The organism is Amycolatopsis sp. NPDC098790, assembly GCF_044759945.1.
Lineage (GTDB): Bacteria > Actinomycetota > Actinomycetes > Mycobacteriales > Pseudonocardiaceae > Amycolatopsis.
Map to the genome: position 1 here is coordinate 455610 of NZ_JBIWAI010000001.1, position 15520 is coordinate 471129.

General features: G+C 68.9%; 9 protein-coding genes. 2 read left to right on the forward strand and 7 right to left on the reverse strand.

Annotated elements, in window-relative coordinates:
• Positions 1–41 precede the first annotated feature (41 nt).
• From ACIQWX_RS02375 to ACIQWX_RS02385, 3 genes are all read right to left on the reverse strand, one after another.
• Positions 42–1898: a hypothetical protein gene (locus ACIQWX_RS02375; protein ID WP_400864430.1), complete on the reverse strand. Its 1857-nt coding sequence runs from the start codon at positions 1896–1898 to the stop codon at positions 42–44.
• Positions 1899–2208: 310 nt separating this feature from the next.
• Positions 2209–2850: a zinc ribbon domain-containing protein gene (locus ACIQWX_RS02380; protein WP_400864433.1), complete on the reverse strand. Its 642-nt coding sequence runs from the start codon at positions 2848–2850 to the stop codon at positions 2209–2211.
• A 61-nt stretch (positions 2851–2911) separates the two neighbouring features.
• A complete protein-coding gene (locus tag ACIQWX_RS02385) occupies positions 2912–4084 on the reverse strand; it encodes an MFS transporter (RefSeq protein ID WP_400864435.1) in 1173 nt (390 codons plus the stop codon).
• Positions 4085–4179: 95 nt separating this feature from the next.
• Between ACIQWX_RS02385 and ACIQWX_RS02390 the strand changes: the two genes are divergently transcribed.
• Positions 4180–4680 carry an Lrp/AsnC family transcriptional regulator gene (locus tag ACIQWX_RS02390; RefSeq protein ID WP_013222590.1) on the forward strand — a complete coding sequence of 167 codons (501 nt, stop codon included), beginning with the start codon at positions 4180–4182 and terminating at the stop codon, positions 4678–4680.
• 46 nt (positions 4681–4726) lie between these two features.
• Positions 4727–5494, forward strand: coding sequence for a M15 family metallopeptidase (locus ACIQWX_RS02395; protein ID WP_400864438.1), 768 nt, complete (start codon positions 4727–4729; stop codon positions 5492–5494).
• Between the two features lie 59 nt (positions 5495–5553).
• On the opposite strand, the gene ACIQWX_RS02400 is transcribed toward ACIQWX_RS02395, so the two are convergent.
• The 4 genes from ACIQWX_RS02400 to ACIQWX_RS02415 all read right to left on the reverse strand — a co-directional run bounded on the left by ACIQWX_RS02400 (position 5554) and on the right by ACIQWX_RS02415 (position 15486).
• A complete protein-coding gene (locus ACIQWX_RS02400; protein WP_400864440.1) occupies positions 5554–9465 on the reverse strand; it encodes a DNA-directed RNA polymerase subunit beta' in 3912 nt (1303 codons plus the stop codon).
• 86 nt (positions 9466–9551) lie between these two features.
• Positions 9552–13055, reverse strand: coding sequence for a DNA-directed RNA polymerase subunit beta (locus ACIQWX_RS02405; protein ID WP_400864443.1), 3504 nt, complete (start codon positions 13053–13055; stop codon positions 9552–9554).
• A gap of 813 nt (positions 13056–13868) precedes the next feature.
• Positions 13869–14822 carry a hypothetical protein gene (locus tag ACIQWX_RS02410; RefSeq protein WP_400869364.1) on the reverse strand — a complete coding sequence of 318 codons (954 nt, stop codon included), beginning with the start codon at positions 14820–14822 and terminating at the stop codon, positions 13869–13871.
• Positions 14823–14904: 82 nt separating this feature from the next.
• The gene (locus ACIQWX_RS02415; protein WP_400864446.1) at positions 14905–15486 is read right to left on the reverse strand and encodes a hypothetical protein; all 582 of its coding nucleotides are present in this window, start codon (positions 15484–15486) and stop codon (positions 14905–14907) included.
• Positions 15487–15520: the final 34 nt, after the last annotated feature.

Consider the following 15520-nt stretch of genomic DNA (forward strand, 5'->3'; position numbering starts at 1 on the left):
GAAGAGGCGGGCGGGGTCGCGGACGACCCCGCCCGCGTCGGCTACTTGATGTTCGCGTCGGCGACCACGAACAGCTCGGAGTGCGGCTTGGCGTTGCCGAAGTCCCCGTGCGGCCACGACTTGCGGTTGAAGTTGATGCCGACCTGCCCGGTGAACTCGTCCCGGAAGTTCGAGTCGACCGCGACCTTCCCGTCCGGGCCGAGGTTCAGCAGGTTGACCTTGTGGTCACCGTCCAAACCGGACCGCGCGACGAAGTAGTTCGACACCGCGAGGTGCTGCGGCGACGTCGTTTCGTGGTAGAAGCCGTCGTCGCCGAGCGCCCAGTTGTCGTAGGCGCCCCAGTGCGGGCCCGCGCCCGGCGTGCCGGGGTTGATCGGGGCCGCGCCGACGACGGTCGGCAGGTCGCCACCGCCGCCCTGCTGCGCCTTCGCCTTGGTGTCGACCCGGCCCTCGATGTCCTCGATCCGGTCGCCGGCGTTGACCAGCTTCTGGATGTCGAGGACGTAGACGCCGCCGGTCGTGCCGGGGTCGTCGGCCGAGAGGGTGCCCTTCTGCCGCCCGACGATCGCGCGGTAGAGGTACTTGTCGTCCGGGCTCGTCTGGATCCAGCCGCCGTTGGAGCTGGCGCCGTTGGAGTCGTTGTTGGCGTAGATGGACTTGTTCGCGGCGCCGTCGTCGAACACCTCGATCCAGTGCGGCTCGGCCGCGGTGATGTCCGGCGTGTAGAACACCGCGCCGCCCTGCATGGTCTGGGCGAACGCGCCCTTGTGGCCGGGCAGGTTGGTCACGGTGGTCTCCATGACCGCGCGGCTCTCGGCGTGCAGCGGGTCTGCGGGATCGGCGCGCGGGCCGTCCTGCAGGTACGACACCGACTTCAGCTTCGGGTGGTTGCGGTCGGAGATGTCCCAGGTCCGCACGGTCGGCCGGCGCAGGTACGGCGACGGCTGCTTCACCGGGTCGAGGATGATGTTGCGCGGCTCGGCGTAGTCGCTCGTGACGAGCGTGTTCAGGTCCTCGCGGGCCTGGATGCCGTGCGGGTTCGCGCAGGTCGGCTTGCCCAGCTGCGGCAGGTTGTCGCAGAGCTTCTGGTTGTCGCCCTGCGGGGTCGCCGCCGGGGACTCGGAAAGCACTTCGGCGTTCTGTCCGAAGTGGACGACCTCGCCGGGGCTGCCCGCGAAGCCGTTGCCGATCTGCGTGGAGCCGTCGGCGTAGGAGTGCGGTCCGGGGACGACCGGGCCGCCCATGTACGTGCCGTACGCGGTGCCGTCCTTGAGCACCCAGTAGGCGTCCGGGACGCTCCCGCCGAGGGTGTTCGTCGGGAGGCTGACGCCCTTGAGCTTCAGCTGCGGCAGCGCGCTGACGTCGAAGGCGTACGTCGCCGCGGCGAACAGCGCGCCGGCGTAGATGGTGTCGCCCTGGTGCCACACGTACTGCATGTGGTGCGGCTCGTTCTCGACGAGCGGGCCGACCGTGGCGGTGTTGACGACCTTGCCGTAGGTCGGCGAACCCTGCGTCGCGTCGATGACGGCGAGGAAGTCCGGCCCGGGCAGGGCGTTCTTGATCTTGTTGAGCCCACCGCCGAGCGTGCCCGGCAGGTTCTTGACGTCCTTGACGAGCGTGTCGGCGATGTTCTCGTCACCGGCCCAGACGAGCAGCCACTTCTTCGGCGTCCCGCCTTCCGCACGCGCTTGCGCGGCGAGGTCCTTCGACACCAGGTGGTTCTGCACCCAGTACTGCTTGCCGTCGGACGCGGTCTTCGCGTCGGTGATCGTCTGGACGTCGGCGTAGGCGCCGGTGGACGAGCCGGTGTACGTGACGGCGCCGGCCGCGAGCGCGAGTGCCGCGGCGCCGGTCACCACCCTTCGCCACCGGCCCGGGCGCGACGGAGTTGATCGCATGGTTCTCCCTGTTCTTGAGCACGGATGGAAACCGTTGGGACACAACGGAAAGCTGACGTCAGCCGACCTGGAACGGGATATTCGCGCCAAGCGGACGAAGGGTCCAGCCGTGATCAAAGAATGAGAACCGACCCGAAAGGGTTAATCTCCCACGAAGTGGGCCGATTTGACGCCCGCCGCTGCGCCGAACGAGTGAGCGAACGGACTGGACCAACTGGCGGTGTCACGGTTGGTCACAATGGCGCAGCCCCGGCGACTGAACGCCGGGGCTGCTCGTTATGTATTCGTTATGACTTGCCGGGAACTCCGGTCAGAGTTTGCTGCCGCAGTCCGAGCAGAACAACGCGCCCGGCTTGTTGCTCTCACTCCCGCAACCGCCGCAGGCGACCTTGAGCGCCAGGGACGTGCCGCACGACGAGCAGAACTTCCCGCCCTCGGCCTTCAGGCCGCAGCCCGGGCAGGTGACCTTGGCGCGGGTGTCGATGTCGAGGCCGGTGGTCCAGTCCTTCTCGCGGGCCTTGTCCCAGATCTGGTCGCGCTGCGCGGAGGCCTGCGCGCGCGAGATCTCCTCGGCGACGCTCGGCGAGCAGCGCAGGCACTGGCCGATCTCCTCGTTCCAGCACTGGTCCTGGCACATCCAGTCGCCGCAGCCGCGGCACTGGCGGAAGCTCGGCGTGATCTCCTGGACCGCCGCCGCCAGCGCCTTGTCCTTGGCGGGCGAGTTGGTCGCGCGGTCGTAGCGCCACTGGTCGGCCGAGTTGCTCAGGTCCCGCAGCGTCCCGCCGAAGAACGACCCGACAGCGCGGAGCACGCTTCGGCCGGTCTCGACGTTGTCGCGCTGGAAAGCGGACCGGTAACCGTTGCCGCAGCGTTCGCACCGGAACTCGAACTGGTACCCCTGCGTGTTGGAGAGGTCCGAGAAGTTGTCCGTGAAGGGCACAGAGTCAGCCACGGCCCATCTTCGCCAGCGGAGCCCGCCGGCGGCGACGAGAGATTTGCCGACAACGACCCGGCTACCGGCCGTCACGGGATCCCAGCAGCAGCAACGGAAGCAGCGCCAGAACGCCGCCGACGACCGCGACGAGCGCGTACCCGCCGCCGGCAAACAGCTGTCCTGACCCCAAACCGGCCAAAGCGGACGCGGACCAGACCACCGCGTCCACCGTGCCCTGCACCCGGCTGCGCGTCGCGGGCGGGAGGTCGCGGCTCAGCTGCGCGCTGCCGCCGACGAACACGAGGTTCCAGCCGTAGCCGAGCAGGAACAGCGCCACCGGCAGGCCGGACGTGTGCGCGGTCGGGGCCGCGAGCGCGGTCGCCGTCGAGAGCGCGAGCACACCCAGGCCCGCGTTGACCGTGACGCGCGGGCCCCAGCGGTCGGCGATCCGGCCGGACAGCGGCGCCAGCGCGAACATGCCGAACAGGTGCGCGCTCAGCACCCAGCCGACGACGTCGAGCCCGTGCCCGTGGTCCTGGAGCTGCAGCGGCGTCATGGTCATGACGGCGACCATCGTGAGCTGCGCGGCGACCATCGCGACCAGCGGCCGCGCGACACCGGTCGCCCGCGCGGGAGCACTCACCTTTGCTTCCTGCCGGACCGGGACGTGCCGCGGCAGGAACGCCGCCGCCAGCGCCGCCCCCGCCGTGGCGAGGACCGCGACGGCGACCGGCCCGGACAGCGCCGGCCAGCCGAAGCTCTCCGCGGCATCCGCCGCCGGGGCCATCAGCGCCGGCCCGGCGAGCGCGCCGATCGTCCCGGCCCAGACGACGTTCGAGAGCGCGCGGCCCCGGCGTTCCTCGGGGTACAGGTCCGCGGCCAGGTAGCGCGACAGCTGCGCGCCGCCGTTGCCGAGGCCGACCAGCAGGATGCCCAGCAGGAGCGGCACGAGCGACGTCGTCAACGCGCCGGCGAACGCGACCAGCGCCCCCGCCGCGGCGACGGCGTACCCGGCGCTCAGCACGCGGCGACGGCCGTGGCCCGGCAGCAGCAGACCCGTGCCGAACGCGCCGGCGGCGGTGCCGAGCACGTTCGCGACGCTCGGCAGGCCGCTCCAGCCCGGCCCGCTGCCCGCGGCGACGATCAGCGTCGCCGCTGTGCTCAGGCCGACCGTCGCGGTGTTGAGCAACGCGACGCCGGCGAACAGCGCTCCCACGGACCGGGCCCGGCCGGTCACCGTCAAAGTCCCCATGACCAGCAACTTTAGGAACTCGCGGCGATCTTTCGAAGGGCTGTTCGACGGCAAATCCGTGGCCCCGGCCGCGGTTCGGAAGGAAAATGGGGCCCATGACCTTCCGTTCGGAAAAGGCCCTGGACGACGTCGACTGGCGGCTGCTGGACCTGCTGCAGGCCGACGGGCGGTTGTCGTTCAAGGAGCTGGGCCGCCGGATCAACCTGTCGGCGCCGGCGGTGGCCGAGCGGGTGCGGCGGCTGGAGGAGACCGGGGTGATCACCGGCTACCGCGCGCAGGTCGACGCGCGGCGCGCCGGCCAGCCGCTGCAGGCGTTCGTCGAGATGCGCTGCGCGTTGAGCAGCTGCCTGCTGAAGACGTCGAAGTCCGAGGACTACCCGGAGGTCGTGGAGATCCACCGGCTGTCCGGCGACCACTGCACGATGCTGAAGATCCGGGCGGCGTCGCTGGAGCACTTCGAAGGCCTGCTGGAGCGGCTGGGCAAGCACGGCGAGCTGCGGTCGTCGGTGGTGCTGTCGACGCAGTTCGAGGGACGGCCGGTGCAGCCGCCGTCCGATGACTTCCTCCGCGCGACGACGTCGGAAGGCTGGTCTTGACCGGTTGGCGGCTGCTTGCCGGGCGCGCGGCTGCTAGACGGGAGGGATGCCGATCTTCCGTGCGTTGGTCGTGGCCCTGACCGCCTCGGCCGCTTTCGCCGTCCCCGCTCCCGCCCAGGCCGCACCGGCTGCCGGCTTCGTCGCGCTGTCCGACGTCGCGCCGTCGATCCTGCAGGACATCCGGTACGCCACCCGGCACAACTTCGTCGGGCAGCGGATCGACGGGTACCTCGAGCCCACCTGCCTCCTGACCCGCCAGGCCGCCGCGGGGTTGCGGCAAGCGCAGGCCCAGGTGCTCCGGCAGGGCTACACGCTCAAGGTGTACGACTGCTACCGCCCGCAGCGCGCGGTCGACCACTTCGTGCGGTGGGCGAAGGACCTCGCCGACGAGAAGATGAAGGCCGAGTTCTACCCGAACGTCGAGAAGGACCGGCTGTTCGAGGAGGGGTACATCGCGGAGAAGTCCGGCCACAGCCGCGGCAGCACGATGGACTTGACGCTGGTGAAGCTCCCGCCGCGGTACCAGCGGCCGTACCTCCCGGGCGAGCCGCTGAAGCCGTGCTTCGCGGCGCAGCGGTTCCCGGACAACATGGTCGACATGGGCACGGGCTACGACTGCTTCGACCCGCTGGCCCACACGGACAACCCGGCGATCACGGGAGTCGCGCGCACGAACCACGACGTGCTGCGGAACGCCATGACGGCGGCGGGGTTCCGGAACCTGCCCGAGGAGTGGTGGCACTACACGTTGAACGGGGAGCCGTTCCCGGACACGTACTTCGACTTCCCGGTGTCCCGCTGCAGCGTCCGGTGAAAACGGGAAAGGCCCCCGCCGGAAACCCGGCGAGGGCCTTTCCTTGACTCAGCTCAGCTTCAGCGGAAGTCGCGGCCGAAGTCGTAGTCGTCCAGCGGGACCGCAGCACCGGTACCCGTACCGAACACGTCCGGGGTGTAGTAACCGTCGTCGTAGGACGGGATCGCGTACGCCGCGACCCGGGCCTCTTCCGTCGGCTGCACCTGGATGTTGCGGTACTTGTTGATGCCCGTACCGGCCGGGATCAGCTTACCGATGATCACGTTCTCCTTGAGGCCCACGAGCTTGTCCGAACGGCCGTTGATGGCCGCATCGGTCAGGACTCGCGTGGTCTCCTGGAACGACGCCGCCGACAGCCACGAGTCCGTGGTGAGCGACGCCTTCGTGATGCCCATCAGCACCGGACGGCCCGAAGCCGGCTCGCCGCCCTCGGCGACCGCGGCCCGGTTCGTCGCCTCGAACTTGGTCCGCTCGGGCAGCTCGCCCGGGAGGAAGTCCGTGGCACCGGAGTCGATGATCGTCACCCGGCGCAGCATCTGCCGGACGATGACCTCGATGTGCTTGTCGTGGATCGACACACCCTGCGCCCGGTACACCTTCTGGACCTCGTCCGTCAGGTGCATCTGCGCCTCGCGCGGCCCCATGACCCGCAGGACCTCGTGCGGGTCCGGCGTGCCTTCGAGCAGCTGCTGGCCGACGTTGACGTGGTCGCCGTCGCCCAGCGGGCCGTTCGGGGTGTTCGCGAGCCGCTGACGCTTGGACAGCTTGTCGAAGACGATCTCTTCGCCGCCGTCGTCCGGGATCAGCGTGATCTTCCAGAACCGCTCGCTCTCCTCGATGCGCACGCGGCCATCGACGTCGGCGATCGGCGCCTTGCCCTTCGGCACACGAGCCTCGAAGAGCTCCTGGACACGGGGCAGACCGGTCGTGATGTCGTCACCGGCGACACCACCCTGGTGGAACGTACGCATCGTCAGCTGCGTACCGGGCTCACCGATCGACTGGGCCGCGACGATACCCACGGCCTCGCCGACGTCGACGAGCTGACCGGTCGCCATCGAGCGGCCGTAGCAGGTCGCGCAGATGCCGACGGCCGACTCGCAGGTCAGCACCGAGCGGACCTTGACCTTCGAGATGCCGCTGGAGAGCAGCTTGTCGATGGCCGGGTCGCCGATGTCGTCGCCCGCGTTCAACACGACGTTGCCCTTGGCGTCCACCGCGTCCGTCGCGAGGTTCCGCGCGTAGACCGAGGTCTCGACGTGCTGGTCGCGCAGGACCTTGCCGTCGCCGATGTCCTCGCCGATCGGCATCATGATGCCGCGGGTGGTGCCGCAGTCGATCTCGCGGACGATGACGTCCTGCGAGACGTCCACCAGACGCCGGGTCAGGTAACCCGAGTCGGCGGTCCGCAGCGCCGTGTCCGCCAGGCCCTTCCGGGCACCGTGCGTCGCGATGAAGTACTCCGCCACCGACAGGCCCTCACGGAAGTTGGCCTTGATCGGACGCGGGATGTACTCACCCTTCGGGTTCGACACCAGGCCACGCATACCGGCCAGCGACCGGACCTGCGTCATGTTGCCCGCCGCGCCCGACTTCACGATCATGGCGATCGGGTTGTCGTCCGGCAGCGCCGTCTCCATGATCTTGTGGACCTCTTCGGTGGCCTGCGTCCACACCTTGACGAGCTCGTTGTTGCGCTCGGTGTGCGACAGCTGACCACGCTGGTAGCGCTTCTCCACCTGGGAGGCCTTGCCCTCGTACTCGTCGAGGATGGCGGCCTTGCCCACCGGGGTGAGCACGTCCGAGATGGCGACGGTGACGCCCGAGCGGGTCGCCCAGTAGAACCCGGCGTCCTTCAGGCGGTCCAGGGTCTGCGCGACCTGGGTCATCGAGTACCGCTCGGCGAGGTCGTTCACGATCGCGGCCTGACGCTTCTTCGGCATCGGCTCGTTGATGAACGGGTAGTCCGCCGGCAGCAGCTCGTTGAACAGCACGCGGCCCAGGGTCGTCTCGGCCAGCCACGCCTTGCCCGGCTCCCAGCCCTTCTCCGCGAGCGTCGCCTCGTCGGCCTTCGCCGGCTGGCGGTCGGTGATGCGGATCTTGATCGGAGCGTGCAGGCTCAGCGCCTTGCGGTCGAAGGCCATGATGGCCTCGGCCGGCGACGAGTACGCGTTGCCCGCGCCCTCGGCGTCCTCGGTCAGGCGGGTCAGGTGGAACAGGCCCGTGACCATGTCCAGCCGCGGCATGGCGAGCGGACGGCCCGACGCCGGCGACAGGATGTTGTTCGCCGACAGCATCAGGATCCGGGCCTCGGCCTGCGCCTCGGCCGACAGCGGCAGGTGCACCGCCATCTGGTCACCGTCGAAGTCCGCGTTGAACGCCTCGCAGACCAGCGGGTGCAGCTGGATGGCCTTGCCCTCGACCAGCTGCGGCTCGAAGGCCTGGATGCCGAGGCGGTGCAGCGTCGGCGCGCGGTTCAGCATCACCGGGTGGCCGGTGATGACCTCTTCCAGCACGTCCCACACCTGCGGCCGCGAGCGCTCCACCATCCGCTTGGCGGACTTGATGTTCTGCGCGTGGTTCAGGTCGACCAGCCGCTTCATGACGAACGGCTTGAACAGCTCGAGCGCCATGTCCTTCGGCAGACCGCACTGGTGCAGCTTCAGCTGCGGGCCGACGATGATGACCGAACGGCCCGAGTAGTCGACGCGCTTGCCGAGCAGGTTCTGGCGGAACCGGCCCTGCTTGCCCTTGAGGAGGTCGGACAGCGACTTCAGCGGCCGGTTGCCCGGGCCGGTGACCGGACGCCCGCGGCGGCCGTTGTCGAACAGCGCGTCGACGGCCTCCTGCAGCATCCGCTTCTCGTTGTTGACGATGATCTCGGGCGCGCCGAGGTCGATCAGCCGCTTGAGGCGGTTGTTCCGGTTGATCACCCGGCGGTACAGGTCGTTCAGGTCGGAGGTCGCGAAGCGGCCACCGTCCAGCTGCACCATCGGGCGCAGGTCCGGCGGGATGACCGGGACGGCGTCGAGCACCATGCCGCGCGGGTCGTTGCCGGTGGCCTGGAACGCCGCGACGACCTTGAGCCGCTTCAGCGCGCGGAGCTTCTTCTGCCCCTTGCCGTTGCGGATCGTGTCGCGCAGGCTCTCCGCCTCCGCGGCGACGTCGAACTCGGTGGCCAGCTTCTGGATGGCCTCCGCGCCCATGCCGCCGGTGAAGTACTCGCCGTAGCGGTCGACGAGCTCGCGGTAGAGCAGCTCGTCGGCGATCAGCTGGCGGGTGTCGAGCTTCGTGAAGGTCGTCCAGACCTCCTCGAGGCGGTCCAGCTCGCGACCGGCGCGGTCACGCAGCTGGCGCATCTCGCGCTCGCCGCCTTCCTTGACCTTGCGGCGGACGTCGGACTTGGCGCCCTCCGCCTCCAGCTCGGCCAGGTCGGCTTCCAGCTTCTGCGCGCGGGCCTCGATGTCCGCGTCGCGCTTGGTCTCGAGGTTCTTGCGCTCGACGCCGATCTCGTTCTCGAGGGTCGGCAGGTCGTTGTGGCGCAGCTCCGTGTTCACGCCCGTGATGACGTAAGCAGCGAAGTAGATGATCTTCTCGAGGTCCTTCGGCGCCAGGTCCAGCAGGTAGCCCAGGCGGGACGGAACACCCTTGAAGTACCAGATGTGGGTGACCGGAGCGGCCAGCTCGATGTGGCCCATCCGCTCGCGGCGCACCTTGGCGCGGGTCACCTCGACGCCGCAGCGCTCACAGATGATGCCCTTGAAGCGGACGCGCTTGTACTTGCCGCAGTAGCACTCCCAGTCCCGGGTCGGACCGAAGATCTTCTCGCAGAAGAGGCCGTCCTTCTCGGGCTTGAGCGTCCGGTAGTTGATGGTCTCCGGCTTCTTGACCTCGCCGTACGACCACTGACGGATGTCGTCGGCCGTGGCGAGACCAATGCGGAGCTCATCGAAGAAGTTGACGTCCAGCACGTCTAGATCCCCTTGGGGTTGTTTCGGCTAGAGAGGGGGCGGGCGAGCTGGGCCCTGCGGGAGGCCGGGCCCAGCTCAGCTCGCGATCAGTGCACGACGTCGTCCACCGAGGGCGACTCGTTGCGGGACAGGTTGATGCCGAGGTTGGCCGCGGCGCGCTCGAGGTCCTCGTCGTCGGAGTCGCGCATCTCGATCGCCGCGCCGTCGCTGGAGAGCACCTCGACGTTGAGGCACAGCGACTGGAGCTCCTTGAGGAGCACCTTGAACGACTCCGGGATGCCCGGCTCGGGGATGTTCTCCCCCTTGACGATGGCCTCGTACACCTTGACGCGGCCGACCACGTCGTCCGACTTGATCGTCAGCAGCTCCTGCAGCGTGTAGGCGGCGCCGTACGCCTGCATCGCCCAGCACTCCATCTCACCGAAGCGCTGGCCACCGAACTGCGCCTTACCACCCAGCGGCTGCTGCGTGATCATCGAGTACGGGCCGGTGGAGCGGGCGTGGATCTTGTCGTCGACCAGGTGGTGCAGCTTCAGGATGTACATGTAGCCGACCGACACCGGGTACGGGTACGGCTCGCCGGAGCGGCCGTCGAACAGCGTGGCCTTGCCGTTCTCCTTGACCATGCGCTCGCCGTCGCGGTTCGGCTTGGTCGCGCCCAGCAGCCCGGTGAGCTCCTCTTCCTTCGCGCCGTCGAACACCGGGGTCGCGGTGTTCGTGTTCGGCGCGACGTCGTAGAGCTCCTCGGACAGGTTCTTCGCCCAGTCCGGGTTGCCTTCGATCGTCCAGCCCTGCGACGCCAGCCAGCCCAGGTGCAGCTCGAGGATCTGGCCGATGTTCATCCGTCGCGGCACACCGTGGGTGTTCAGGATGATGTCGACGGGCGTGCCGTCCTCCATGAACGGCATGTCCTCGACCGGCAGGATCTTGCCGATGACACCCTTGTTCCCGTGCCGGCCGGCGAGCTTGTCGCCCGGCTGGATCTTGCGCTTCTGGGCCACGTAGACGCGGACCAGCTCGTTGACGCCCGGGGGCAGCTCGTCGTCGTCCTCGCGCGAGAACACGCGGATGCCGATGACCTTGCCGGTCTCGCCGTGCGGCACCTTCAGCGAGGTGTCGCGGACTTCGCGGGCCTTCTCGCCGAAGATCGCGCGGAGCAGGCGCTCCTCCGGGGTCAGCTCGGTCTCGCCCTTCGGCGTGACCTTGCCGACCAGGATGTCGCCGTCGCGGACCTCGGCACCGATGCGGATGATGCCGCGCTCGTCGAGGTCGGCCAGGACCTCTTCGGAGACGTTCGGGATGTCCCGGGTGATCTCCTCGGCGCCCAGCTTGGTGTCGCGGGCGTCGATCTCGTGCTCCTCGATGTGGATCGACGTCAGCACGTCGTCCTGCACCAGGCGCTCGGAGAGGATGATCGCGTCCTCGTAGTTGTGGCCCTCCCACGGCATGACCGCGACGAGCAGGTTCTTGCCGAGCGCCATCTCACCGTTCTCGGTGGACGGGCCGTCGGCGATGACCTGACCCTGCTCGACCCGGTCGCCCTCGTTGACGATCGGGCGGTGGTTGAAGCAGGTGCCGTGGTTCGAGCGGCGGAACTTGTACAGCCCGTAGCTCTTCCGCGTGCCGTCGTCGTGCATGATCGTGATCAGGTCCGCCGAGAGCTCCTCGACGATGCCGGCCTGCTCGGCGACGAGCACGTCACCGGCGTCGACCGCGGCGCGCAGCTCCACACCCGTGCCCACGTACGGGGCCTGGTTGCGCAGCAGCGGCACGGCCTGGCGCTGCATGTTCGCACCCATCAGGGCGCGGTTCGCGTCGTCGTGCTCGAGGAACGGGATCATCGCCGTCGCGACCGAGACCATCTGCCGCGGCGAGACGTCCATGTAGTCGATGTCGAGCGGGTCGATCAGCTCGACCTCGCCACCCTTGCGGCGGGCCATGACCCGGTCTTCGACGAACGTGCCGTCGTCCTCGATCGGCGCGTTGGCCTGGGCCTTGACGTACCGGTCTTCCTCGTCCGCCGTCAGGTAGTCGACCTGGTCGGTGACCCGGCCCTCGACGACCTTGCGGTACGGCGTCTCGATGAAGCCGAACGGGTTGACCCGCGCGTACGAGCAGAGCGAGCCGATCAGGCCGATGTTCGGGCCTTCCGGCGTCTCGATCGGGCACATCCGGCCGTAGTGCGACGGGTGGACGTCCCGGACCTCCATGCCGGCGCGCTCACGGGACAGACCACCCGGGCCGAGGGCCGAGAGACGACGCTTGTGCGTCAGGCCCGACAGCGGGTTGTTCTGGTCCATGAACTGCGACAGCTGCGAGGTGCCGAAGAACTCCTTGATCGCCGCGCCGATCGGGCGGATGTTGATCAGGGTCTGCGGCGTGATCGCCTCGACGTCCTGCGTCGTCATGCGCTCGCGCACGACGCGCTCGGTGCGGGAGAGGCCGACCCGGATCTGGTTCTGGATCAGCTCGCCGACCGTGCGCAGGCGCCGGTTGCCGAAGTGGTCGATGTCGTCGGTCTCGACCGGCACCTCGGTGCCGTTCTGCGCGTCCATCTTGTCCTCGCCGGCGTGCAGCCGGACCAGGTACTCGATGGTCGTGACGATGTCCTCTTCGGTCAGCGTCCCGGTGTCGTACGGCGTGTCGAGGCCGAGCTTCTTGTTCAGCTTGTACCGGCCGACCTTGGCCAGGTCATAGCGCTTCGCCTTGAAGAACAGGTTCTCCAGCAGGGTCTGCGCGCTCTCCTTCGTGGGCGGCTCGCCCGGGCGCAGCTTGCGGTAGATGTCGAGCAGCGCCTCGTCGGTGCCGGCGGTGTGGTCCTTCTCGAGGGTGGCCAGCAGCGTCTCCGAGAAGGAGAAGCGCTCGCGGATCGCCTCGGTGGTCCAGCCGAGCGCCTTCAGCAGCACGGTGACCGGCTGGCGGCGCTTGCGGTCGATGCGGACGCCGACGGTGTCGCGCTTGTCGACGTCGAACTCGAGCCACGCACCCCGGCTCGGGATCACGCGGACGCTGAAGACGTCCTTGTCGGTCGTCTTGTCGACGTCCTTCGAGTAGTAGACGCCCGGCGAGCGGACCAGCTGGGACACGACGACACGCTCGGTGCCGTTGATGATGAACGTGCCCTTGTCGGTCATGACCGGGAAGTCGCCCAGGAAGACCGTCTGGCTCTTGATCTCGCCCGTGTTGTTGTTGACGAACTCCGCCGTCACGAACAGCGGGGCGGCGTAGGTCATGTCCTTGTCCTTGCACTCCTCGATCGAGGCCTTGACCTCGTCGAAGCGCGGAGCGGAGAAGGACAGGGACATCGAACCGGAGAAGTCCTCGATCGGGGAGATCTCGTTGAGGACCTCTTCGAGGCCGCCGACCGGGTTTTCTTCACCTTCTTCGACACGGCGTTCGAACCACGCTTCGTCCCCGGTGAACCACTGGAACGACTGGATCTGGACGTCGAGCAGGTTGGGGGTGCTGAGGGGTTCGCGAATCTTTGCGAAGGAAACCCGCTTGGGCGCGCCGGGGATTCCCGTGGACTCCGAGCGAGATTCAGCCGAGGTGGTCGCAGCAGTGGCCTGGTTCGCGGGAGAGACTGCCAAGATGCGTCCTTCCGGGGACAATGAGCGGTGGCAGCCGCCATAGCAACAGCTATGAGTGACTGTCAAGGGTGCCGTGTGCCCACTATCCTAACTACCGGCTCCGGGCAGCCTGAAAGAGGGCAGCGCAAAGAGGCAGTCTAGCCCGAACGGCGCGGTCTGTCCAGGGGGCGCTCCCGATGGGGCCCAGCCTGCCTCGCGACGTCTTCAGGTATGCCTCCAGGCGAGCCGGTTGTCCCTCCCGCAAGGGCCGCCGGTTTCGCCGTTCGGGAGTAAGCGTGAACCCACCGGGCCCGAGAGTCAAGATGCCACACGGGGGTCCCGCCGGTTGGCGCAGCGTTGAAGAAGGTCAGCGGAGCGTGAGCGGCCGAATAGTGTTCCAGTTACCCGCCGGTAGCGCCAGTAATAGGGGTTGGACCTGGGTGTTTCCCGCGTTCCGGGGTCGTGTTGAACTGTGTTCCAGACCACTTCGGACGGGACCGGTTCCGCCGTCGGCGGCGTGTCGCGGCGGTTTCGGGTGATCGGTCCGAGGCGGGTTTCGAGGGGGTGCCGGGCGTCTCAGGCGTCACACGTGTCCCGCGCGCGTGACGGCCGCTCACGGGGCCGCTCCGGGCGCGAAAACGGCCCGCGACCGACCCGGGTCGCGGGCCGGTGCCGAGCGCTAGTTCGTCGGCGACGGAGGCGCTGGGGCGCGGACGACGAAGGGGCTTGAGTCCGACGACGGCCCGCCGCCCGAGCCGCTACCGAGTGTCACAGGGGCGCTCCGGGCGCGAAAACGGCCCGCGACCCATCGGGGTCGCGGGCCGCTGCCGGACGCTACTTGGTCGGCGACGGAGACGCCGGCGGCGCGGACGGCGAAGCCGGCGCCTGGGTCGCCGCCGGGACCTTCGGCGCGTTGTACGTGTCCATGTCCGTGATCTTCCACTTGTCGCCCTGCAGCTGGGCGTTCAAGTGGAGCTGGGCGGTGCCCGCCGTCGTCTTCTTCGTGTCCGTGCGCGTCGACGTCTGGTCGACGAACACCATCACCTTCGCCAGGTCGCCGTTCAGCATGATCACCGCCGCGCGCGTCACCTTGCACGTCACGATCATCTTCTGGGCCGGCGCCAGCCGCTTCACCTCGCCCATCAGCGAGTTGTACTTGTTCTTGACGTCGTCGTTGGCGAGCAGGTCGTTCGCCGCGTCCTCGGTCTTCTTGATGTTGTTGAAGTCGTACGAGAACAGCGCCTCGGCCGCCTTGGACACCGCGTCCTTGACCTGGGCCGTCTTCGCGACGTCCAGCAGGGCCGTGTTGCTCGTCGCCGAGGAGACCTTGACCTCTTCGGACTTGAACCAGTACGCCAGCCCGCCCAGGATCAACGCCACCAGCACCAGCGCGCCCGCGACCACGTACGGCTTCTGCACCCGCGAGCCCGCCGCCGGTGCGGCCGGCTCCTCCGCGGCCACCGGGACCTCGGACTCCTCGGTCGGCTTCGCGATGCCCGTGTCGCGCTTCTTCCGCCGCGGAGCCGGCTTCGCATCGACCTCGGCCTCGGGTTCGCCGGTGAGCGCGTCGACCTGCGGTTCCTCCTCGGTGCCGACCGCCGCGAACACCTGCGTGTCCTCGGCGGAGGGCGCCGTGTCGAGCTGCCCGCTGTCGGCCTCGAACGGCTCAGCGGGCCTGGCGGCCGGACGGGGGGCCGGACGCGGCCGCGGCTTGGCCGGGACGGCGGGGAGCTGGCCGGTCCGCTCGGCGGCGGTCTCGTCCGTCGAGGGCTTGCGCAGTCCGGCCACGCGCGGCCGGCGCGACGGCGGCGTGCTGTTGCGAGGCGGCTGACGGCGGGAGGGGGGCACTACGAGCTCCTTCTTGGTGACGCTACTGGCCGGCCGCGACCAGCGGGACGCTGTCGATGCCGGACAGCTTCCACTCGTCGCCCACGCGGGTCATCGACACTTCGAGGCGCAGCGGCTTCGCGCTGCTCTTGTCCCCCTGGGTGACGGTCGTGGCGATCGCGGCGAGGAAGCTGGCCTTGCCTTCGTGGTCGTCCAGCTCTTCGACGGCGATGTCCTGGACGTCGGTGGCGACCTTCGTCTTGGCGTCGGCGAGCGCCTTGCGGAACGTCGGCGCCGACTGGTCGATCTGCTGCGACATCTTGTCGTCCGACACCGACTTCTGCCGGGCGAAGAACCCGTCGAGGTCGGTGTAGTCGACCTCGGTGTACGCCTTCAGCGCGTTGGTGCCCGCCTTGACGACGGCCTCGCGCGAGGCCGCCAGGTCGGCGTTGTCGTCGTTCGCGGCCACCCACCACTGGACGCCGAAGATCGCCGCCGCGATCAGCGCGGCCAGCGCCAGCGCCGCGGCGCCGAGCACCAGGATCCGCGAGGACGGCTCCCGGTCCGCCGGAGCACCCGCGGGCTCCTCGTCCACCGCCACGGCGGCCGGCTCGTCCGAACTCATAGCACTCCAGGGTAGGTAACGGTCATCAAATCCA